This is a genomic window from Rhodococcoides fascians A44A, from assembly GCF_000760735.1.
Lineage (GTDB): Bacteria > Actinomycetota > Actinomycetes > Mycobacteriales > Mycobacteriaceae > Rhodococcoides > Rhodococcoides fascians_E.
The window spans coordinates 2,115,116-2,136,016 of sequence record NZ_JMEX01000008.1; the positions used below are offsets into that span (position 1 = coordinate 2,115,116).

At 67.2% G+C, this 20,901-nt stretch carries 16 protein-coding genes; 9 read left to right on the top strand and 7 right to left on the bottom strand.

Annotation, left to right across the window (positions count from 1 at the left end; genetic code table 11):
* Positions 1–95 precede the first annotated feature (95 nt).
* The 4 genes from BH95_RS27880 (at position 96) to BH95_RS22300 (ending at position 5,144) form a co-directional block, all read left to right on the top strand.
* Positions 96–1,142: a hypothetical protein gene (locus tag BH95_RS27880; RefSeq protein ID WP_052060129.1), complete on the top strand. Its 1,047-nt coding sequence runs from the start codon at positions 96–98 to the stop codon at positions 1,140–1,142.
* The gene (locus BH95_RS22290) at positions 1,139–2,638 is read left to right on the top strand and encodes a hypothetical protein (protein ID WP_037184151.1); all 1,500 of its coding nucleotides are present in this window, start codon (positions 1,139–1,141) and stop codon (positions 2,636–2,638) included. The genes BH95_RS27880 and BH95_RS22290 overlap by 4 nt, the downstream gene beginning before the upstream one ends.
* Before the next feature lie 5 nt (positions 2,639–2,643).
* Positions 2,644–2,982, top strand: coding sequence for a DUF6802 family protein (locus BH95_RS22295; protein WP_019665559.1), 339 nt, complete (start codon positions 2,644–2,646; stop codon positions 2,980–2,982).
* A 329-nt stretch (positions 2,983–3,311) separates the two neighbouring features.
* The gene (locus BH95_RS22300) at positions 3,312–5,144 is read left to right on the top strand and encodes a phosphoenolpyruvate carboxykinase (GTP) (RefSeq protein WP_019665560.1); all 1,833 of its coding nucleotides are present in this window, start codon (positions 3,312–3,314) and stop codon (positions 5,142–5,144) included.
* Positions 5,145–5,250: 106 nt separating this feature from the next.
* Here BH95_RS22300 and BH95_RS22305 read toward each other — a convergent pair whose 3' ends face one another.
* Both BH95_RS22305 and BH95_RS22310 read right to left on the bottom strand, forming a co-directional pair.
* Positions 5,251–6,135, bottom strand: a complete 885-nt coding sequence (locus BH95_RS22305; RefSeq protein WP_020110476.1) for an ROK family protein — start codon at positions 6,133–6,135, stop codon at positions 5,251–5,253.
* 98 nt (positions 6,136–6,233) lie between these two features.
* A complete protein-coding gene (locus tag BH95_RS22310) occupies positions 6,234–7,031 on the bottom strand; it encodes a class I SAM-dependent methyltransferase (RefSeq protein WP_208601195.1) in 798 nt (265 codons plus the stop codon).
* Between the two features lie 116 nt (positions 7,032–7,147).
* On the opposite strand from BH95_RS22310, the gene BH95_RS22315 reads away from it, so the two are divergent.
* A complete protein-coding gene (locus BH95_RS22315; RefSeq protein WP_020110478.1) occupies positions 7,148–8,359 on the top strand; it encodes a glycosyltransferase family 4 protein in 1,212 nt (403 codons plus the stop codon).
* On the opposite strand, the gene BH95_RS22320 is transcribed toward BH95_RS22315, so the two are convergent.
* Positions 8,297–9,994, bottom strand: coding sequence for a hypothetical protein (locus tag BH95_RS22320; protein ID WP_244165087.1), 1,698 nt, complete (start codon positions 9,992–9,994; stop codon positions 8,297–8,299). The two genes, BH95_RS22315 and BH95_RS22320, sit on opposite strands and share 63 nt — an antisense overlap.
* 25 nt (positions 9,995–10,019) lie before the next feature.
* Between BH95_RS22320 and BH95_RS22325 the strand changes: the two genes are divergently transcribed.
* Positions 10,020–11,222, top strand: coding sequence for a polysaccharide biosynthesis protein (locus BH95_RS22325; RefSeq protein ID WP_244165088.1), 1,203 nt, complete (start codon positions 10,020–10,022; stop codon positions 11,220–11,222).
* Between the two features lie 138 nt (positions 11,223–11,360).
* Here the strand turns inward: BH95_RS22325 and BH95_RS22330 are convergent, their stop codons facing one another.
* Positions 11,361–12,488, bottom strand: coding sequence for a DUF3068 domain-containing protein (locus tag BH95_RS22330; RefSeq protein ID WP_019665566.1), 1,128 nt, complete (start codon positions 12,486–12,488; stop codon positions 11,361–11,363).
* Between the two features lie 209 nt (positions 12,489–12,697).
* Between BH95_RS22330 and BH95_RS22335 the strand changes: the two genes are divergently transcribed.
* Positions 12,698–13,816, top strand: coding sequence for an acyltransferase family protein (locus BH95_RS22335; RefSeq protein ID WP_033188876.1), 1,119 nt, complete (start codon positions 12,698–12,700; stop codon positions 13,814–13,816).
* Between the two features lie 12 nt (positions 13,817–13,828).
* Here the strand turns inward: BH95_RS22335 and BH95_RS22340 are convergent, their stop codons facing one another.
* The 3 genes from BH95_RS22340 to BH95_RS22345 form a co-directional block, all read right to left on the bottom strand.
* Positions 13,829–18,160, bottom strand: coding sequence for an alpha-(1->3)-arabinofuranosyltransferase domain-containing protein (locus BH95_RS22340; protein WP_037184160.1), 4,332 nt, complete (start codon positions 18,158–18,160; stop codon positions 13,829–13,831).
* Complete coding sequence (locus BH95_RS28390) at positions 18,141–18,311, bottom strand: DUF2613 domain-containing protein (RefSeq protein WP_019665569.1); 171 nt, start codon at positions 18,309–18,311, stop codon at positions 18,141–18,143. The genes BH95_RS22340 and BH95_RS28390 overlap by 20 nt, the downstream gene beginning before the upstream one ends.
* A gap of 84 nt (positions 18,312–18,395) precedes the next feature.
* A complete protein-coding gene (locus tag BH95_RS22345) occupies positions 18,396–18,863 on the bottom strand; it encodes a universal stress protein (protein ID WP_019665570.1) in 468 nt (155 codons plus the stop codon).
* 85 nt (positions 18,864–18,948) lie between these two features.
* Here BH95_RS22345 and BH95_RS22350 point away from each other — a divergent pair, with 85 nt between their 5' ends.
* Both BH95_RS22350 and BH95_RS22355 read left to right on the top strand, forming a co-directional pair.
* Positions 18,949–20,115: a glycoside hydrolase family 3 N-terminal domain-containing protein gene (locus BH95_RS22350; protein WP_019665571.1), complete on the top strand. Its 1,167-nt coding sequence runs from the start codon at positions 18,949–18,951 to the stop codon at positions 20,113–20,115.
* A gap of 121 nt (positions 20,116–20,236) precedes the next feature.
* Positions 20,237–20,842: a TetR/AcrR family transcriptional regulator gene (locus BH95_RS22355; RefSeq protein ID WP_019665572.1), complete on the top strand. Its 606-nt coding sequence runs from the start codon at positions 20,237–20,239 to the stop codon at positions 20,840–20,842.
* Positions 20,843–20,901: the final 59 nt, after the last annotated feature.

Below are 20,901 nucleotides of genomic sequence, written 5' to 3' on the forward strand. Positions count from 1 at the left end.
CGCGACCTCACGCCCGTGTCGCCGAATGTGTGCCAGAATTGCCCGGCGCGACGGGGTGGGGACCGCGCACGCGTGACGATGTGAAGGGGGATCACATGGGTGGGGACAGTGCGGGTCGGGACAGTGCGGGTGGGGATCGCGAAATCTCGGAGGGTCGGGTGCGAGCGCTCGCTCCGAGCGGAACCGTGCTGCGGCGGGAGGTCGATGCCGAGGCGGATGTGTGCTTTCGGGACATCCGCATCCAGGTGACCGGACGCGCAGGCGTCGGGAAGACGACGGTTCGGTCGGTGCTGGCGGCCCATCACGAGCTGCGCACGATCGCGGCGTCGATCGAGGAGACGGCGTCGATCGATGTCCCGCGGGTACCGGATCCCGAGCTCGACGGCGATGTCGTCGTGTACGTGGTGGCAGGGGACGCCCAGGTCGTCGACGTCGACGCGGCACAAGGCACACGCGGCGTCGTGGTCCCCGTTCTCGCGAAGGCAGACGCAGTGGACCGCCTTCAGGACGTCGTCGACGGTGTGTCGACCAAGCTGGGTTGCACTGTCCACCCGCTGATGGGAACCATCGCGATCAGTGTCATGAACGGCCGGCCGTCGACGTTCGACCCGCTGCGAGAGTCGGCCGCGTCGGTGACGCCGGAGATGCTGCTGACTCCCGAGCGGTTCCTTCGAGCCGGCATTCCCATGTCGAAGCAATCGCGGGCCGAACTCGTCCGCAGTGTCGAGGTGGCGGGAGTCGGCATTGCTGCACGGGCTCTGACGGAGTCTCCCGGGATGGACGACGTCACCGTTCGGTTGCTGCTTGCGGAGAAGAGTGGAGTCGACGCCGTCGTGAAAGCCGTCCGGCGAGCAGTGGACGACGTTCGCGCCGCACGACAGGGTCGGTTGTTGCTTCGGCTGAACCAACTCGCGGCCCGGCACCAGGAGTCGATGGAGGTCGAGCGGTATCTGGCGTCCGACGAAGCCGTGTTCGCAGGCATGCGGGCGGCTCTGCACACCCTGGGCGAAAGCGAACACCCCAACCCGACCCTCGCCACCGTCCGCTCCTGGCGCGAACGCCGCGACACCGCACTCGAACCAGCGGTTGCGCGAGCAGCGACCGCTGTCGGCCGCGGGTACCTGAGGATGCTGTCGCGGTGATCGACCTCCCGAGCGACATGGACGGCGTGATCAAGCGGTGGTACCCCGCAGGAGTCGACGAGATCGCCTCGGGCCGAGCCGCGGATCCCGTAGGGGTGTTCGTGCACGGTTCGAGCGGAGCCGGAGTGTCCGCCGTCGACGCGCAACTGGACCTGTGGTCCGTGGACGGGGTCGACCGGGCGCCGGACGTCGAGTCGGCAGCGGTGGTCCTGTTCGTCGTCGACGCATCGGCGCCCATCGGCCGGACAACACTCGCCGCTCTTGCGCCGGTGCTCGAATCGACGGCAACCGGCGTTCTCGTCAACAAGGTCGACGCACATCGCGGCTGGAGGGACGTGGTTCGTTCGGTCACCGAGTCCATCGCCGAATTCGTTCCGCGAGCAGTGGACGTCGCGGTGCTGCCCACGTCCGCTCTGCTCGCCGAAAAGGCTCGGGCAGTGCAGGATCCGCTGACTCGTACGACGATGGTCGAGGAATCGGGAATCAGGGACGTCCTCGATTTCGTGGAGAGCGCCGCAACGCAGCACACCGAGGTTCTCCGACGACGCAAGTACGACGCGGCCGTTCGGCATGCCGCGGCCGGGGCGCGGCAGCGGATCGTGGACAAGGCCAGAGCGGTCACGAGCGCGTCGAACACCGCCGCGCTGCGTGCCGAACGGGCCCGGTTGACCGATGTTCGCGATCGGACCAGGGCAGAGCGGACCGCCGCGCTGCGTACCGGACTGCAACTCGCTCGCGCGGAATCGGTGCACGACGTGTCCGAGGCCGTTCGTGAATTCGCTTCGTCCGCACGACAATCGATCGATACTGCCGGCCGGTCCGAGCTTCGTCACCTCCAGCCGGAGATGACAGCACGGCTCGACGCGGTCGCGTCCACGGTCGACGCGCGGTTGTCCGACAGGCTCCGCGCGATCGACATCGATCTGGAATTGTCCGTCGAGCTCCCTGCGGTCACCGGTTCGCCACTCGCGCACCCCGAACCGTCGATTCGGCGCGGAGGGGTCGAGGACAAGATGATGATCGTCCTCGGTGCGTCGGCGGGAGTGGGGCTGTCGCGGCTCGTGGTGTCGCCGCTGTCCGTCGTCCCGGCGCTGGAGATCGCGGTGATTCCGTTGTCACTGCTGTTGGGCGCGTTCTGTGCGTGGTGGCTCGTCGGCTCGAGGAAGCTCGTCGCGGACCGGGCTCACCTGAGAACTTGGGTCGCCGAGGCGTCGGCCGCGGCGAGGTCGACGCTGGAGCAGCGCGTCCTGGCCCGAATCCTGACCGCCGAATCCGCGTACTCGGCCGCCGCCCGCGAGACCTCCCGCGCAGCTGCGCGGGCTGCGGACACAGAGCTCGAGAGAGTCGAAGCGGAGCTGCGGGTGGTGTCGGAGAACCGCGCATCCGTGCTCGCTGCGTGCGACCGAGACCTCGCGGCGCTGGACCGCGGCGCCCTGAGGTTCGCCGCCGGTGGACGCGAGGAACCGGAGACGCCGCCGATGCGTCTGAACCAGTAGAGGCTGTGTCCGCGGAGATCGGAGAGATACGCGTGGAATGGAACGAGTTGTTCGACGGCAGCGGTGACGGCGATGCCGTCGACCCGGCGCACGATCCGGTCTCCGGTCCGTCCGGTGTCGGCTCGATCGAGTTGTTCGATCTCGACGACGACGGGTACGAGGAGACCAGGGTCAGCCACACCGAGGCGGGAATGACCGTCGCCAGGGATCGTGACGGGGACGGTGTGATGGACACGTTCACTTCCATCCAGAGTGGCGGCCGTTACCAATCCTGGGAGATTTCTCGTGCCGACGACGGCACGGCGAGGTGGGAACAGACGTCCTCGGGGGACGCCTTCGAGTAGGAAACTCGCATTGTTTTTAATGTCCTTACAAGGAGATTCGGCTGCTGGGGGGCCTCGAATGCGCACGTAGGAGTAGCTGAATCGGTCTTGTGACCAATCGGACAACAGCCTGATTCCGGATTGGCAACTCACGGCGTTAACCTGAAACCAGGACACCCGGCGCCCGTGTCCTCGGTTTGACGTTGCCGCTATGATGCGGTATACGCAGATCGTGCGATCGGGCAGCTCCCCACCGAGAGGGGAAGATCGGATCTGCGTCTGCCTCGCCGAACTGCCCTGTGCGCGAGCAGACACCAGAATCTGGTTCCGGCTCACCCCAGGAGAGTTAGATGACCTCAGCGACCATTCCCGGTTTGAACGGCACTGACGCCGCGCCTCCCACCCAGCACAAGGAACTCCTTGCGTGGGTGCAGCAGGTAGCGGAACTCACCGAGCCGGATCGTGTGGTCTTTGCTGACGGATCCGACGAGGAGTGGGAGCGTCTGACCACCCAGCTGGTGAACGCCGGTACCTTCACGCGTCTCAACGACGAGAAGAAGCCCAACTCGTTCCTCGGCAACTCGGACCCGTCGGACGTTGCCCGCGTCGAGTCACGCACCTACATCTGTTCCGAGCGCGAGATCGACGCAGGCCCGACGAACAACTGGATGGACCCGTCGGAGATGCGTTCTCTGATGACCGACCTGTACCGCGGCTCCATGCGCGGCCGCACCATGTACGTCGTTCCGTTCTGCATGGGACCGCTCGGCGCCGACGACCCCAAGCTGGGCGTCGAGATCACCGACTCGGAGTACGTCGTCGTCTCCATGCGTGTCATGACCCGCATGGGCGCGGCAGTTCTCGACAAGCTCGGCACCGACGGCTTCTTCGTCAAGGCTCTGCACTCGCTCGGCGCTCCGCTCGCCGACGGCCAGGACGACGTCCCGTGGCCGTGCAACGACACCAAGTACATCACTCACTTCCCCGAGGATCGTGAGATCTGGAGCTTCGGTTCGGGTTACGGCGGCAACGCCCTTCTCGGCAAGAAGTGCTACTCGCTGCGTATCGCATCGGCGATGGCGCACGACGAGGGCTGGCTCGCCGAGCACATGCTGATCCTCAAGCTCATCTCGCCGGAGGACAAGGCCTACTACATCGCCGCGGCATTCCCGTCGGCCTGTGGCAAGACCAACCTCGCGATGATTCAGCCCACCATTCCGGGGTGGCGCGCCGAAACCATCGGCGACGACATCGCGTGGATGCGCTTCGGTGAGGACGGCCGCCTCTACGCCGTCAACCCGGAGTTCGGTTTCTTCGGTGTTGCACCGGGAACCAACTGGGACTCCAACCCCAACGCGATGAAGACCATCGACCAGGGCAACTCCGTCTTCACCAACGTCGGCCTCACCGACGACGGTGACGTGTGGTGGGAAGGCCTGGAGAACCGGCCGGATCACCTGATCGACTGGAAGGGCAACGACTGGACGCCGGATTCGGATTCGCTTGCCGCGCACCCGAACTCGCGTTACTGCGTACCCATGGCTCAGTGCCCGTCGATGGCCGACGAGTGGGACGACCCGAAGGGTGTCCCGATCTCCGCGATCCTCTTCGGTGGGCGCCGCAAGACGACGGTTCCGCTGGTCACCGAGGCTCGCGACTGGCAGCACGGTGTCTTCATGGGCGCCACCGTCGGCTCGGAGCAGACGGCCGCCGCCGAAGGCACTGTCGGCACCATCCGTCGCGACCCGATGGCCATGCTTCCGTTCCTCGGCTACAACGTGGGCGATTACTTCCAGCACTGGATCGACCTCGGCAAGAACGCCGACGACTCCAAGCTGCCGAAGGTGTTCTACGTCAACTGGTTCCGTCGTGGCGACGACAAGCGCTTCCTGTGGCCCGGATTCGGTGAGAACTCCCGCGTCCTGAAGTGGATCGTGGAGCGCATCGAGCACAAGGCCGCCGGCGTCGAGACTCCTATCGGTGTCGTTCCCACGGCCGAGGCCCTCGACATCTCCGGGCTCGACACCACCACCCAGGACGTCGCCGAGGCACTCGCGGTGAACGTCGACGAGTGGAAGGCCGAGATCCCGTTGATCGAGGAGTGGTTCGACTTCGTCGGCGAGAAGCTCCCCACCGGCATCAAGGACGAGTTCGACGCGCTCAAGCAGCGCTTGGGTGCCTGAGTTTCGTAGCTAGCACCCTTTTCGTAGACCTGGCACCCCTGTTCCGATGCGAACAGGGGTGCCAGCCTCGTAAACAGGGTGTCAGGTTCTCGGCCGCTGAGCCGATTCAGCCACCGGACGCCAACACCGCTGCGCCCGTCAGGGTCCCGACGGCTCCGAGCTTCGCCGGCACGATCTCGAGGCCGTCGAGAAACTTGAGCTTGGCGTGCAGGGCGGCGGACTCCTGGATGGGATCCCACAGCGGTGGGCCCGCTTGAGCGAAACCGCCGCCGACCACAACAAGGTTCACGTCGACCAAGGCTGCCGCCGACGCGATCGCCTGACCCAGCGCGACACCGGCACGCTGAAGAGTGGTGATGGCGACGATGTCCCCGTCGCTCGCGGACTGTGCGAGGTCGGCGCCGGTGCTGCCGGTCCATCCCTGTTCCTGGGCCCACCGGACCGCCGACGGCCCGCTGGACACCGTCTCCACGCAGCCGAGGCCGCCGCACGTACAGGGCGTCGCCGATCCGGGTACGACGATGTGTCCGATGTGGCCTGCGTTTCCGCTACGCCCGTGCACGATGCGGCCTCCCAGCACCAATCCGCCGCCGATCCCGGTCGACACGACGAGGCTCAGTACGTCGTCGACGCCGACAGCAGCCCCGAAGCGGTGTTCGCCGAGCGCAGCGCACCCACCGTCCATCGCCAGCGTGACCGATGCGCTGTCGAACCGCGTCCGTACGGCGTCGGTGAGGGCGAAGCCGTCCTTCCATTCCGGGATGTTGATCGGCGCGACCGTGCCTGCGACGGTGTCGACCGGGCCGGCGCACGCTATCCCGATCGCGTCGACGTCCGAGCCGACGGACACCGCGTCCAGCAGTTCCTCGCAGGCTTGCCATACGTCCGACTGCGGGGTCGGCACGGTCAGCGGTTCCCCCGGCCTTCCGTCTTCGCCGACGACGGCTGCGGTGATCTTGGTTCCCCCGATATCCAGTGCCAGCGCTGTCATCGTTCCAACGTACCGGCGCGAGTGGAGCCTGCGGAAAGAGCCGGGTGAGCGGCGCGAGTGGAGCCTGCGGAATGAGCCGGGTGAGCGGCGCACTCGCGTCAGGTGGCGCGGAAGACGAGGACGAGGTTGCTGGCGAGGAGTTCGCGGAGGCCGGGAACCCTCATGATCCACCATGCCCATCGGGGGTGGTATCGGGGGAATGCCGCGAGGAGGGTTCCGCTGGAAGTGTTTCGAGCCCAACGTAATCCGTCGCCTGCTCCGATGTCGAACAGGGATTCGCCGAATCTGTTCTTCGGCTCGTGTCCGTGTGTGCGCAGGTATCGCCGGGCCGCGTATTCGCCGCCGACGTAGTGCCACGGCCGTGTTTCGTGCCCGCCGAACGGGCTGAGCCACAGTGTGTAGGACAGGACCGTCAATCCGCCGGGTCGGGTGACGCGGAGCATTTCCTCGGCCATGACCCAGGGCTCGCGGACGTGCTCGGCGACGTTCGAGGAAAAGCAGATGTCGACGCTGTCGGTGAGAAATGGCAGCGCCATTCCCGAGCCCCGGACGCTGCCGTGGACGGTCAGGCCTGCAGCGTGCAGTTCGGATGCGTCGGGTTCGACGGGGAAGTACCGAGCTCCGCTGCGTTCGAAGCCCTCCGCGAAGTAACCGGGCCCCCCGCCGACGTCGAGTACGACACGGTTCTCGAGAGAGTCGCCAGTCATGCCCCGGTAGAGGTCGCCGATCAATTCGACGGAGTCACGGGCGAGCGCGCCGTAGAAGATGTCGGGCGCGGTCTGCTCGTGCCCGAAGTCCCGGAGCAGCCCGACCGACCTGCTGAGGGTGGCGCGTTTCGCGAACAGTCGAGTGACCCGGTCCCTACGCACGAGGAAGAACACTAGGCGAGAGCCCATGTCGAGCGACCGCTGGGCCACACGAACGGCTAGGGTGTCCAGAAGTTTCAGCTGTCCAGAAGTTTCAGCTGTCCGGAAGTTTCGGTGATGGTGTCGGCCGCGAAGGGGGTACGGGCGTGCGCGAGGTGCTGCTGCTCTGCTGGCGCGACACCGGGCACCCCCAGGGCGGCGGCAGCGAGCGGTATCTCGAGCAGGTCGGGGCCGGGCTGGCTGCCCAGGGAGTGAAGGTGACGCTGCGGACGGCGTCGTATCCGGGCGCGCCCGCCGAGGAGATCGTCGACGGAATCCGCATCAGTCGCGCCGGTGGACGGTTGAGTGTGTATCCGCGGGCACTCGCGTCGATCGTCGCGGGGCGCCTCGGGTTCGGTTCGCTTCGCGGAATAGCTCCCGACGCCGTCGTCGACACCCAGAACGGCATTCCCTTCTTCTCCCGGATCGTGTCCGGAGCACCGGTGACGTTGCTGGTGCACCACTGTCACCGTGAGCAGTGGCCCGTCGCCGGACCCCTCATGGCCAAGCTCGGATGGTGGCTCGAAAGCACGGTCTCTCCGCGGATTCACCGTCGTAACCAGTACCTGACGGTGTCCTTGCCGTCGGCCGACGAGCTGGTTGCCCTCGGTGTCGATCGCGAGCGAGTTGCCGTCGTGCGCAACGGCGCGGACGAGATTCCCGCAGGAACGCCGGTGGACACCAGAACTCCGTACCCGTCGCTGTCGGTGCTGTCGCGGCTCGTTCCGCACAAGCAGATCGAGGACGCACTGGCTGCGGTGGCCGCTCTGAGGTTCCGAGTCCCCGGACTGCACTTGGACATCATCGGAGGCGGTTGGTGGGAGGAGAACCTGCGTGAGCGGGTCGAGCAACTCGGCATCGCGAGCGCGGTGACGTTCCACGGCCACGTCGACGAGGTTCGCAAACACCAACTCCTCGGACAGTCGTGGGTGCACGTCATGCCGTCGAGGAAGGAAGGCTGGGGACTCGCAGTGGTCGAGGCGGCCCAGCACGCAGTGCCGACCGTCGGATACCGCAGCTCCAAGGGCCTCACCGACTCCATCATCGACGGTGTCACCGGTGTGCTGGTCGGCTCGGACGGCGCTGATCGTGATGTCACCGCGCTGACGGACGCTCTCGCCGAGCTACTGCTCGACGACGACATGCGTGCCGATCTGGGTGAGAAGGCCAGGGTCCGCGCGCTCGAATTCTCGTGGAGGCAGACCGCTCGCGGTGTGCAGAGCGTTCTCGCGGCGTCGATGCGCGGCTCGCACGTGTCAGGTCTCGTGTCCGCCGGCCTTCCGGGTGCGGACCGCCCAGCCGAAGCCGCCCACCAGTAGCACCAGCCACACGAGGTGGGCGGCGACGACCGCCCGGTCGTCCGTCGGTTCGATGCGGATCTCGCCCGGCACCCGGTACAGCGCGAGCTCGTTGTCCTCGTACTCCACCGTCAGCTGCCGCAGCGCCGCGGCCGAGTTGCCCAGCTGCCCGGGCGTAGTCCGTTCGACGAGCACCCACCCGACTCCGAGCCCGGCCACGTCCTCGGGAGTACCGCCGTCCAGAAGAACCTGTTCGACGGCCTCCGCCCTGCTGCCTTCTCCGCGGACCGACCCGCCTGCGACGAGGAGCTCCCCGGTCTGCAGTACGTCCAGCGGCAGCATGCGAGGCGCAGGGTCGAGAACAGCGGCGTCCCCGCTGTACGGGAACCGGCGGAACATACCTGCGGGCAGCACGGCGACGTCTCCGTCCTCCCCGGCCAACTCGTCGGCGACCACCGACCACGACGCCGGATATTCGACGGGTTTCACCTGGCCTCCGACTCCCCAGGCGAGGTCCGGCAACGCGATCACCACGGCCAACGCCGCTGCGACTCCGGGAAGCCAGCGGTTCCCGAGTTTCGCGGCAGCCCACGTGACACCTGCCGCCGCGGCGAGAACGTAGAAGGGCACGGCGAGCGCAACCCACTTCTGGGCGTCGCGCAGCAGACCGGCGCCGGGCACCTCGGCGGCAGCCCATTCGCCGACGCGAATCCCTGGAGCCGTCGCGGCGAGGGCAGGCCCAGCGATCGCGAGGACGGCCAGCACGGCCAGAGCGGTCACGACGGGGTTGCGTCGGCGTCGCCACAGGGGTCCGATGCCGAGCGCGACGATCGCGAGCAGCAAGGCGGTGCCCAGAACCGCGAACGCCGATGTTCGCGTGACGGGAACGGCATCGGCGTTCCAGATGCCGCCGAGTCCCGCGAGGGAACCGACCGTCCCGAGTCCGGGCTCGGCGCGGGCTGCGAACGCGGCGACGCCGGCGGGGTCGGTACCGGTGGCCCCCGAGCCCGACACCGCCGTCGCGACGAGCCAGGGCGCCGACGCCAGCAAGGTCAATCCCGCTGTGAGCGGAAATGTTTGCCTGGACGCGCATAACCACGCACATGACGCGGCGAGCAGCGCACCCGTCGGCGTCAGGCCCGCGACGGCCAGACAGACCGCGAGCCACCCCCACCGGCCCGTCCGCCTGAGATCGAGCGCAGCGACGACCGTCCACGGCAACGCCGCGTACCCGATAAGAAGACTCCAATGCCCCTGCAGCAGACGCTCGGCGACGTAGGGATTCCAGATCGCGACCGTCGACGCCACCAGCAGTGCAGGCAGCGGTGCCGACGGCAGCACGGTCCGCGACATCTGCGCGGCACCCCAGCCGGCGAGCCACAGCGCGAGCAGCAGAGCAGCTTTCACGACGAGTCCGCCGTCGACCACCGTGGACAGGGCGGCCACCACCGCGTCCTGCGGGACCGCCCGGGCGGCGGCGTCGCCGACCCCGAGAGCCGAGTCGGTGAAGTAGGACCTGGGCGTGCTGACGGCGTCGCGCAGAAGTAGATAGCCGTTGCCGAACAGTGGGCCGAGCACCACGGACGCGAGGGCGACGCTGTAGAGCGGAGGCGCCCACCGGGACCGGCGCGCAGCCCACCGACCACCCGACGCCATGTCCGGCACCCTATACCGTGGGCGCATGCCGACTCGCCCTGTCTCCGCCTCCGGGTCCGCAGGCAGAGCGATGGTCGCCGGAATGACGATGGTGACCATCGGATCGATGACGGCCAACATCGCCTCGTATCTCCTGCATCTTCCGGCGAGCCGCCTGTTGGGTGTGGCGAAGTACGGCGAGTTCGCGAGTCTGCTTGCCGCTCAGTTGGTGCTTGCAGTTCCGGCGCTCGCGTTGCAGTCGGTCGTGGCCAGGGAAGTGGTGCGCGGACGAAGCACCGGCAAGCTCCGAAGCCTCGGATACCGCTGCGCCGGCGTCGTCGCCGTTCTGTCGGTGCTGGCGGCACCGATAGTGGCGGTGGCGATGGACACGAGTGTTCTGGCGACGACGTCGGCGCTGGTCGTCGCCCCACTACTCGTGCTGCTCGCGACCGAACAAGGGCTACTGCAGGGCACCGCGCGGTTCGGCCGATTGAGCATCGTGCTGGCATCCGCGGGCTTCGGCAAGGTCGTTCCCGCGGTCGTCGCGCTGTTCCTCGGCGCGGGTCCCGGCACAGTGCTCGCAGTCAGTGCCGCCGGCACAGGACTGGTCGCCCTCGGCGCACGGCTGGCCAACCGAGAGCCACCCGGGCCCGGTGGTCCGCACACCGGTGACGTGCGCATCGGGGTCGCCACCGTGCTGCGGGCGTCGCAGGTTCAATTGGTGCTGATTCTGCTGTCGTCGGTGGATCTGCTCCTCGCGCGCGCACTGCTGACCGAAGCCGACGCAGGCATCTACGCCCTCGGCGCCGTCGCCACGAAGGCAGCGTTCTGGCTGCCGCAGGCAGTGGGGGTAGTGCTGTATCCGCGTATGGCCAACCCTGCGCACTCGGCGTCGGCGCTGCGATCGGCTTTGTCCGTCGTCGCCGGAATCGGTGCGGTTCTGATCCTCGGGGCGGCCGTCGCCGCGGGGCTGATCCCGCTGATCGTGGGCGAGGACTACGCAGCCGTGCAGGGATACCTGTGGATCTTCGCGTTGCAGGGCGCCTGTCTCGCGGTGCTCCAGAGCGCGTTGCTGTGGGCTATTGCAGGGGAACGCACGACGCTTGCGATCCTGGCGTGGCTCGGGCTGGCCGCCGAAGTCGCCCTGTTGACGCTGTGCGCGTCCACGGTGCTGCAGTTCGTCGTGGTCGCGGTGTCCGTGGCCGCGACAACTGCACTCGCGGTGTGCGTGGCCGCCCTGCGTTCCTGAGTGCACTCGAATCCGCCTCGGACGGCACATCCGGCCCTGCCGCATCGGTCTGTGTGCACCTGGGACCGGCCACCCTCGGCCTGAGAACGACCAACGGCGCGACCCGAATGGGCCGCGCCGTTGTTGTTCGTGAAGGTGCTACTCCTTGGAGAGGTTGGTCCTCGGAATGACCTCGGTCTGATCGGTCGTCCAGTCGCGGTTCTGCGGAGCTGCCGGTGCTGCACCGCCGCCTCCGCCCTGCTGCGGGCCGCCGGTACGCACGGGACGACGCGGGCCGTTGCCGCCGCGGAGTCCGAGCACGATACCTGCGATCAACGCGATGACGCCGAGGATTCCGGCGATGATCGGCACGGTACGTCCGAACGTCGACAGTTGGTCCTGGCCGTCCTTGGCGCGCTGGATCTGGTATTCGACGGTGTTCTCGTCGAACTTGATCGGCGCGTTGAGCACGTCCACCTCGGGCTGGCCCGCAGTCCGCGAGTAGTACTGGTGGATCTGCTCTTCACCGTCGACGATGACACCGGTCTTGGGCTCCACCCACACCGTCCGTGTGTTCTCGTACCAGCGGGTCATGGTGACGGGAGCTTCGCCGCCCTCGACGCCCCACGTGTCGGCGGGGAGGGTGACCTTGTTGGTCGGGAGGTTGACGACGCCGGACAGATCTACGGGGCCGACGGTCTGCTCGTACTTGTAGACGGGCGTGCCGTTGATCTCGGTCTCTTCGACGAAGTCGATGTCCTGCGACGCGCGGGCGTTGATGTCGAAGAACGGGTACGCCTTCTGCTCCGCGTTGAACGGGAACTTGTACTGCAGGCCGGTGTGCGGAACTTCCTCGGCCGGCTTGTCGCCCTGGACCTGGATGGTGCCGACGGGGTTCTCGACGGGCTCGGACGACACACGATCGAGCGTCACACGGTCGACGCTGGCGGTGAGCAGCCCGGTGTCGCCCTGCTTGTCGGTGCGGCGCAGCGTCTGCCCGGCCTGCACGGTGATGTCGTCGGCGTTCGACGGCTCCTCGGTGGTGACGAAGCGCTGCGACACGAGGTTCACGTTCTCGTCCACCTGAGCGCGGCCCGCGGCCAGCGATGCAGCGTTGAGAACGCTTCCGGTGCCGGTCGATACCGTCGTGACCTCGAGATCCAGCGGTGTCTTCTCCAGGCGGGGCACGGTGTACGTCGGGATCAGAATCGCTGCTACCAGCAGGAATGCGCCCAATCCGACGAGTACGAGGGCAAGAATCCGGCTCGGCCCTGAGCGCTCCGCCATGTGAGAATCTCCTTAGTCTTATTTCCTTGGCGCGCCGCTGCTTCCACCCCCGACAGGTCAGGGTAGGAAACGCCCGTTCCTGGAGTGTCCGATTGGTATCGCCACGTCGCTGGTGACAGTAACAGTCATCACGTCGTACGGTCGCGGGCACGCCCGACGACCGTGGACTTTCACAAGCGGACGACGCGGGGTGCTTGACTGGTCGCGTCATGACTACGTCCACCGAATCGCTGCCGAAATCCGTCGCGCCGCTGCGCGGATTCATTCCGTCGCTCGAGGGAATGCGCGCGTTCGCGTCGATCGGCATCATCGTCACCCACGTGGCCTTTCAGACAGGCGCCGCGAATTCTCCCGTCATGGGCCGAATCTGGGGCAGGTTCGACCTGGCTGTCGCGCTGTTCTTCGCGTTGTCCGGGTTTCTGCTGTGGCGCCCGCACGCGGCGCAGGCGCGCGGGTTGGGTCGTGCTCAGCCGATCGGCCGCTATCTGTGGTCGCGCGCCGTGCGCATCCTTCCGGCGTACTGGGTCGTGGTGACGCTGGTTCTGCTGTTCCTGCCCAACACGGGAAGCAGTTGGCGTGTGTGGGCGGCCAACCTGTCCTTGACACAGGTGTTCGTGCCTCTGACTCTCACCGAGGGCATGACTCAGATGTGGTCTCTGTCGGTCGAGGTCGCCTTCTATCTGGTGTTGCCGTTCCTCGGCCTGGCGTTGGCTGCCCTACGAGGCGATCGAGCACGGTTCCGCATTCCCGTCGTCGCAGCTGTGGCCGCGATCAGTCTGTGCTGGGCGTTCGTACCAGTGTCCACACCCGAAGCGATTCACCACGACAACTGGTTGCCTGGATACTTCCCGTGGTTCGCGGCCGGAATGCTCCTGGCCGAGTACACGACCCGCCCCCCGACGTGGTTGCACCGTCTGGCGAGCCACCGAGTACTGATGGCCGCGATCGCACTGGTGGCGTTCGGCCTGTCGGCGACTCCGCTCGCCGGGCCGGAAGGGCTGGTGCGTCCCGAGCCGTGGCAGTTCGAGGTCAAGATCGTGCTCGGTGCAGTCCTCGCGTTCGCGTTGTTGGCGCCTCTCGTCCTGGCCGACGGACCCCGACGCATCCTCGAGCACCCGGTCACCCTTGCTCTGGGCCGCTGGTCCTACGGCATCTTCATCTGGCATCTGGTGATCCTGGCGATGGTCTTCCCCGTGTTCGGGATCATCCCCTTCAGCGGACACTTCCTGCTGGTTCTGGTCGTGACCGTCGCATTGTCGATTCCCGTCGCCGCCGCGAGCTACGCGCTGATCGAAGAACCGATGCGGGTGTGGCTTCGCCGCCGGTGACGTGACCGCCGGTTATCGGCGAGCCCGCAGAGCACTCACTGCCACGGCGACGAGTGCCACCAACGCGGCAAGCTGGATCAGCGACGAGTGGCCGATGTAGCCGTCGGGAGATCGCCACGGACCCTTCGACAGCAACGCCGTCGCGAGCAGCGTTCCGACCCCGGCGACCCACACCGCCGCCCTGGCTTCCGCCGATCGACCGAAGCGTCGGCCCACGGCCACTGCCACGGCCGCGACTGCGGCGACGACGGCAACTCCGGCCGGCCCGGAGATCACGGCGACGGCCGCGGTCAGTCCGAACCACCCGAGCACCGCGCTGCGCCAGGGCCGTGGTGCCGGGTCCTGGGTTACGCGACTTCGACGAAGAGCGAAGAACGCCAACGGGATCAGCAGGAACAATCCGCCGAAGATTCCGAGTCGGTACCACTTGTCCGACGGGTACTCGAGCGTCACCGTTCCCGACGTCCCGGCCGGCACGATCCAGCCTTGCTGCCAGCCGTTGACGGTGACAGCCTGCAGTTCTGGAGCGGGAGTGGAGCCTGCGGAATGACCGGGTTGGGCGGGAGTGGAGCCTGCGGATGCTGCGGTTGCGTGCCAGCCGGTGTTGCTGCTTTCCGGTACCACGAGCAGTTGATCGACGTCCGATTCACGAATGGTCACTTCTCGGTGGTCGGCGTCCCACGCTGTCGTCTCCGCGGTTCGGGGAGACGAGCTGGTTGCGCTGACGGCGGGGACGGGCATCGTGCGGAGTCGCACTCCGTCGACGACGAAGGCTGCACCTGGGTCGACGACGACGTCCTGTCTGCCTTCCGGCAGGGGTATCGGGTTGAGCGTCTCGTTCGGAACGGGGAAGGGACCCTCGCAGATGGTCGCCTGCAGTGGTTCGCCCGACAGGAATTGCCGCGCCGTCGCCGTCACCGACGCCCGGATGGTCTGGCCCGCAATGGACATGATCGGCCCGACGTCGCAGGCGACGGTGATCGTGCGGTCATCGGCTGCGTCGGGAGCGGCGCCGATGTCGCGGCCCCCCGACAGCACGGCGACGTCGGCGAGACCGGGCGGTTGCGGGAGGACGAAGCCGAGGGAGTTCTTGTCCAGCCGATCGTCCCAGTCGACGATGGAGAGCACGATCCGATCCGTCACCTGTGGCGCGAGATCGATGGTCGTCGGCCCGTCGGGATCCACCTCGCGAACCTGCGGTCCGCCACCGAGATTCACGGCGACGGTCGTCGGATGAGCGGGCAGGTCGCCGAGGCTCGGGGCCACGGTGAGGCCGTCCACCAGCGTCGGCGCGGGCAGGTCGATCGTCAGTGTCGGCTGCGTTCCGGCTCGCTGCTCGATGCTCTTCTCGGGCGCGGTCCAGGATGTTCGGTCGTCGCCGTCGGTGGCCGCGAAGGCGGATCCTTGGAGGTCGCCGACGTCGGATGCGCCCGTTGCCACGGGTCGTCCCGGTTGTGCCAGCAGCGCTTCCAGCTCGGGGCTCTGCCGGGTGCGCAGGGTCAGTTCCGGCAGCACTGCGGTTCCGGTCGGCACCGACAGGGTGCGCGAGAACCTGCCGAGCTCCTCGGGTGCCGCGGACAGTCCACTGCTGCATCGGATTCGGTCCTCGGTGTCCAGGCAGGCCGGTCGTCCGGGGAACTCCTGGCCGAGGTCCCACGACGTGACGTCCGCTCCGGGCGTGACGCCCGGCAGCACCGCACGGTGCACGATCGACACGGGCTGCGGGTTGTCGCGGTCCGAGTAGTCCTCCACCGACAGTTCGCTGATTCCGAATTGACTTCCCCGAGTGCCGTCCACGGTCGATTTCGCCGTGATGCGCACCCACGGTGTCGATCCGCCGGGGAGCGAGACGGTCATGGGCTCACCCGCAGTGTCGACCCGTGCCGCGGTACTGCCACCCGGCGTGGTGATCTCGAGCCACTTCACCGGGTCACCGATGGTCCCCGGGCTGGTACGCAGATGCAGGAGTCCGCCGGAGATCGGCTTGTCGAAATCGAGTTGAAGCCACTGTCCCACAGCGCTTTCGATGCCGTTGCTGACCCAGCTCGTCGCAAGATCGCCGTCGACGACCGCCGCGACCCCGCTTCCCGGTTTGGTGCCACCGATCTGAGTGGAATCCGATGCGGAACTCGAGGCGGTGATGCTCGCGCCCTCCCATTCGCCGTCGACGGTGTCCGCGCCCACGACGGGATAGTCCGCGACTTCGTTCAACGAGCGACGGGGATCGTCGGCGGTTCTCAGCGCCGAATTGTGGTTGTCGACCTGCCCGAAATCCGTCTCCCTGTTCATCGGAGTATCGGTGACAGTGACCGAATCGACGTCCAGGCCCGCGGCGGTGGCGTCGGACGCGAGGATGACGGGGCCTGCGGGTACCGGGTCGGGGACACCGGATCGGCGCTGTTCGTTCAGTCGCTGAACGGATTCCGGGCCACCTTGCACGAACGGGACACGGTTCAGATCGACGGTGTAGGGCCCCGAAACTTCAGATTCCTTCGAGCTTGGCTCCTGCAGCTTCACCGAATAGATCTCGACAGCCGGATACGGCGGCCGCATGTCACCGTCGACCGTGATGCCGTCGACTGTTCCCGGTGCGATGTCCTCGCCGAACTCCGCGACTTTCTCGAGGCCGGGGGAGCCGTCGAGTGCGGCGTGGACCTGGACGGGGCGTGCGGAACGCGACGTCTCGGGATCGAGATCGTTGCGGACGACCACGTAGTGAATGCCCTGCCCGACGAGGGTGTCGGCCAAGCCGACCGAGGATCGGCCGTCGGCGATCAGTCGTTGGACGGAGTCGAGGGCCCGGATCGCACCGGGCGGGGTCAGTGGTACCGAGTCGCGGACGGCCCACGGCGTCGTCGCGAGGGCTTGGAGTGGTTCGTCGCGAGTCAGTCCCCACGTCTGAATCGCGAAGGGCGCGCCGGGGACAACGAGCGCGCGCTCGGCATCGGAGCCGTCGGGTGAGCTGCCCGACGCGTGAGCGGTGAGCCAGTCCGCGGCGTCGTGCCAGTACTGCGGGATGGACTGGTATGCCCCTCGGGGTGCGAGTTTGCCGGTCCATGCGAGGGAGGTGGAGAACGTCAGCGCGACGAGCACGAGCCCGGCGACGGCGACCATCTTGTCCTTCTCCGGGTGTGCGATGGCTGCTCGCCAGGTGCGCGTCGGTGCGGCACCGGGAAGCGGGACTCGGGCGAGAAGGTGAGCGAGTCCGAGTACCAGAGGGATTCGGACGAGCGGCTCGAGTTTGTGGACGTTGCGGAGCGGCGCGCCGCCCGAATCGAGGAACACGCGGACGGTGTCGGCGATCGGCGAGCCGAGTCCGCCGACGTATCCGGCTGTGAGACCGAGGATTCCGACGAACAGCATGACGGTCAGGCGGCCACGGGCGGGCATCGATCGCATCGCGAGACCGACGACACCTGCTGCGGCGACGACTCCCGTCGCGACGACGGCGGCCGGCTGCGTGACCAGCACTGCTCCGGCGACGCGCTCGGGCGAGACGAACGGTGTCCAGCTGCTCGTCCCGCGGAGGATCTCGATCAACGAGGCCCACTGGGTCGTCGTCCCCGAGGACTCGATGTAGTCCAGGAACGGTGGGCTGACCGCGCCGAGCAGAAGAAGCGGAACGATCCACCACAGGGTCGCGAGGGCCAGGAAGCCGGCCCACCACGCACCGAAGACGATCCACAGTCGGTTGGGTCTGTGGCAGAGAATCCAGACGACGCCGACGAGGCACGCGGCTGCCGTCGCGACAGCGTTGACGGCGCCCATCAACGCCACGGCCACCGCCGATTGCGCGGCGAGAGTGCGGGTGGAGGTGCTGCTGCGGAACGCCCGGACGATGGGAATCAGTACCCAGGGCGCCAGCATCATCGGCATGGATTCCGACGAGATCGATGCGAGCGTCGTGATGACTCGGGGAGACAGCGCGAACGCGACGGCGGCGATGATCCGCGAGCTGCGGCTGCCGATTCCCAGAGCTTCGGCGAGGCGAACGATGCCCCAGAACCCGGCTGTCAGCAGTAGCGCCCACCAGATGCGCTGGGTGATCCACGGGGGAATCGACGCGATGTCACCGAGCGCGAAGAACGCGCCGTGCGGAAAGAAGTAGCCGTACGCCTGGTTCTGCACCTGGCCGAGGGGAGCTTGCGACGTCCACTGATGGGAGGCGCGCGCGAGGAAGCCGAGGGGATTCTGCGTCAGGTCGTACTTGGTGTCGGCAACGGTGTAGCCGGGAACCTGCAGGAAAGCGAGGAGAAACGCCAGAGTGGAGACGCCGAGCAACCACCTACGACCGAGTGGTTCGGAAGAGATCGAAGCAGGTGCGTCAGCGGCTGCCGTACTCAACCTGGTTCAGCAGGGACGAATCAGCATTGCCGGAGCGATCGATCTCGGGACGCGTGTTGTCGGCCGCCGCAGCAGTGACTCCGAATACCACCCCGGCACCGAGCACAGCGCCGACTACCGCAGCAACAACTCCCGGGACAGCGAACTTCATCTCGGTTCTCCACTTTCGTCGACTGGCACGCGTGCGCGGCTCACGCTATCACCCGCAGGCCCGGTAGCCGGAGCGCACGCGCGGCTACTTTCCAGGCGGCACGATCAGAACAGGCCGGTGACTGTGGCGAAGCACATGGTCCGCGACCGAGCTCTGGAGAAGTGAACGCAACCCCGTCGTGCCGCGAGTGCCGGTGACGATGATGTCCACGTCGAGATCGTCGGCCTTCTCCACGATGGCACTCCAGATGGCCGTCGTGCACTCCGCGCAGTGACCCTCGACCTGAAGGCCGGCCTGCTGGGCGAGGCGAACGCCCTCGTCGTTGGTCACCTTCGCGTCGGTGAGCGCCACATCCTCGGCCTCGTCGTCGGGAACCCATTCGGGCTGCATGACGCCGGACAGCCCGGACATCCGTGCTGCCTGGCGCACCATCGGCTCCCACGCGGTGACGACGATCGCGCGTGTCGTCGTCAGGAATCGGCCGGCGTACTCGATGGCGCGTTTGGCGTTGTCGGAGCCGTCGTAGGCAATGAGAATCAGGTCTGCGGACATCTCGTAGTCCCTCCTCGTGTCGCTTTTGTCCTTAGGTTACTGCGCGCGTACAGCGGTGTGGGACCACTCCGCTACGGTCGGGGGCATGAGGAAATTCCGATCGCCCGTCGCGGTCGCTGCAGTGGTGATCGGGGTCGGGTTCACGGCCTCGTGTTCGTCCGGTGACTCGGTTCAGGTGGCCACGGAGTCTGCGTTGCCGCCGACCACGACCACCACGACGACGCTTCCCCCCACCACCGACGCTCCGGTGAACTCCTGCGAGGCTTTCGTCGAGACACTCAGCGAGCGGCAGCGATTGGCGCAGTTGCTGACCGTCGGCGTGACCGGGACTGCCGATGCCGTCGACATCATGGCTCGTGAACAGGTCGGCGGAATCTTCATCGGAAGCTGGACGGACTCGTCGACGCTCGCGAACCGCGAGGTTCCGCAGATCGACGCCGCGGCAGCGGTCCCTCCGATGGTCACCATCGACGAGGAAGGCGGGCGTGTGTCCCGCGTCGCGGATCTGCTGGGCGAGGACCCGTCGGCGCGTCGGACGGCTTTGACGATGTCCGTGGACGCCACGTATCGGATGGCGCTCGAACGCGGCCGCGGCCTGCGGGACCTCGGGATCACCGTCGACTACGCGCCCGTCGTCGACGTCAGCAGTCAACCGAACGATTCGGTGATCGGCGACCGTTCGTACTCCGCCGACCCCATTCAGGTCGTCGCCTACGCCGGTGCCTACGCGCAGGGCTTGCGCGACGCAGGTGTTCAGCCCGTCATCAAGCACTTCCCCGGACATGGTTCTGCATCCGGCGATTCGCACACCGGTGCGGTGACGACGCCGCCGTTGGAGGACCTGATCCAGTCGGATCTGATCCCGTTCGCGCAACTGTCCGCCGGCGGTGTCGGCGTGATGGTGGGACACCTCGATGTACCGGGCCTGACCGAGCCGGGTGAGCCTGCCAGCATCAGCCCGGCGGCGATGTCGCTGCTGCGCGACGGAGTCGGGTACGGCGCGGCGCCCTTCACCGGACCGATCTTCACCGACGACCTCAGCGGGATGGCGGCCATCACCGATCGGCTGGGCATCGTCGCGGCTGTCGAGGCAGCTCTCGTTGCAGGCGCGGACGTCGCTCTGTGGCTCACCACCGACGACGTTCCGCAGGTGCTCGACAACCTCGAGGACGCCGTGGCGACAGGTCGCCTCGATGCAGCGCAGGTCGACGAGTCCGCGGCGACGGTGGCTCGCTTCAAGGGTGTCTGCTAGAACTTTCCGGGTGCGTGCGGATTTCTTCGGCGCCGCTGCACGCATCCGGCAGGCGCAGTAGTGACGCAGGCCTCCTTACCGTGGAGTAAGGTCATGAGTTCGATATCGGTTTGGAGGACTCATGGCTGGTGGCACCAAGCGATTGCCGCGCGCCGTACGTGAGCAGCAGATGCTCGACGCGGCAGTCGACGTGTTCTCCGACAACGGTTTTCACGAGACCTCCATGGACGCGATCGCCAAGAAAGCGGCGATCTCCAAACCCATGCTCTATCTGTACTACGGCTCCAAGGACGAGCTCTTCGCGGCGTGTATCAACCGTGAAGGCGTCAAATTCGTCGAGGCACTGACACCCGCTGCAGACCCCACCCTCACTCCACGTGAACAGCTCCGACGCGCACTTCTCGGCTTCCTCGGCTTCGTCGGCGAGAACCGTAAGTCCTGGATGGTGCTGTACCGGCAGGCAATAGGCCAGACAGCCTTCGCCTCACAGGTCCAGAGCAGCAGGGACCGACTGATCGAACTGACCGCCCGTCTCCTCGAGATGAGCACCAAGGAACCGGATCCGGACCAGAACTTCCCCCTCATGGCAGTGGCCCTCGTCGGTGCAGGCGAAGCCGTCGCCGACCGCGTCGCCGGCGGAGAAATCGAAGTCGACGCCGCCGCTGACCTGCTGGAAAACCTCGCCTGGCGCGGTCTGGCGGGCAAGAAAACCGCTCCGACTCAGTAGCCGGCGTACCCCTCGTTGTGGGAGCGGGCCGGCCCTGCTTTCGGAGCGAACGGGCCGGT

What these genes read in the sequence shown, in the direction of transcription:
- BH95_RS27880 (WP_052060129.1), top strand. Translation starts at nt 96, where the DNA reads ATGGGTGGGGACAGTGCGGGTCGGGACAGTGCGGGTGGGGATCGCGAA.
- BH95_RS22300 (WP_019665560.1), top strand. Translation starts at nt 3,312, where the DNA reads ATGACCTCAGCGACCATTCCCGGTTTGAACGGCACTGACGCCGCGCCT.
- BH95_RS22305 (WP_020110476.1), bottom strand. Translation starts at nt 6,135, where the DNA reads ATGACAGCGCTGGCACTGGATATCGGGGGAACCAAGATCACCGCAGCC.
- BH95_RS22310 (WP_208601195.1), bottom strand. Translation starts at nt 7,031, where the DNA reads ATGGGCTCTCGCCTAGTGTTCTTCCTCGTGCGTAGGGACCGGGTCACT.
- BH95_RS22320 (WP_244165087.1), bottom strand. Translation starts at nt 9,994, where the DNA reads ATGGCGTCGGGTGGTCGGTGGGCTGCGCGCCGGTCCCGGTGGGCGCCT.
- BH95_RS22325 (WP_244165088.1), top strand. Translation starts at nt 10,020, where the DNA reads ATGCCGACTCGCCCTGTCTCCGCCTCCGGGTCCGCAGGCAGAGCGATG.
- BH95_RS22330 (WP_019665566.1), bottom strand. Translation starts at nt 12,488, where the DNA reads ATGGCGGAGCGCTCAGGGCCGAGCCGGATTCTTGCCCTCGTACTCGTC.
- BH95_RS22335 (WP_033188876.1), top strand. Translation starts at nt 12,698, where the DNA reads ATGACTACGTCCACCGAATCGCTGCCGAAATCCGTCGCGCCGCTGCGC.
- BH95_RS28390 (WP_019665569.1), bottom strand. Translation starts at nt 18,311, where the DNA reads ATGAAGTTCGCTGTCCCGGGAGTTGTTGCTGCGGTAGTCGGCGCTGTG.
- BH95_RS22345 (WP_019665570.1), bottom strand. Translation starts at nt 18,863, where the DNA reads ATGTCCGCAGACCTGATTCTCATTGCCTACGACGGCTCCGACAACGCC.
- BH95_RS22350 (WP_019665571.1), top strand. Translation starts at nt 18,949, where the DNA reads ATGAGGAAATTCCGATCGCCCGTCGCGGTCGCTGCAGTGGTGATCGGG.
- BH95_RS22355 (WP_019665572.1), top strand. Translation starts at nt 20,237, where the DNA reads ATGGCTGGTGGCACCAAGCGATTGCCGCGCGCCGTACGTGAGCAGCAG.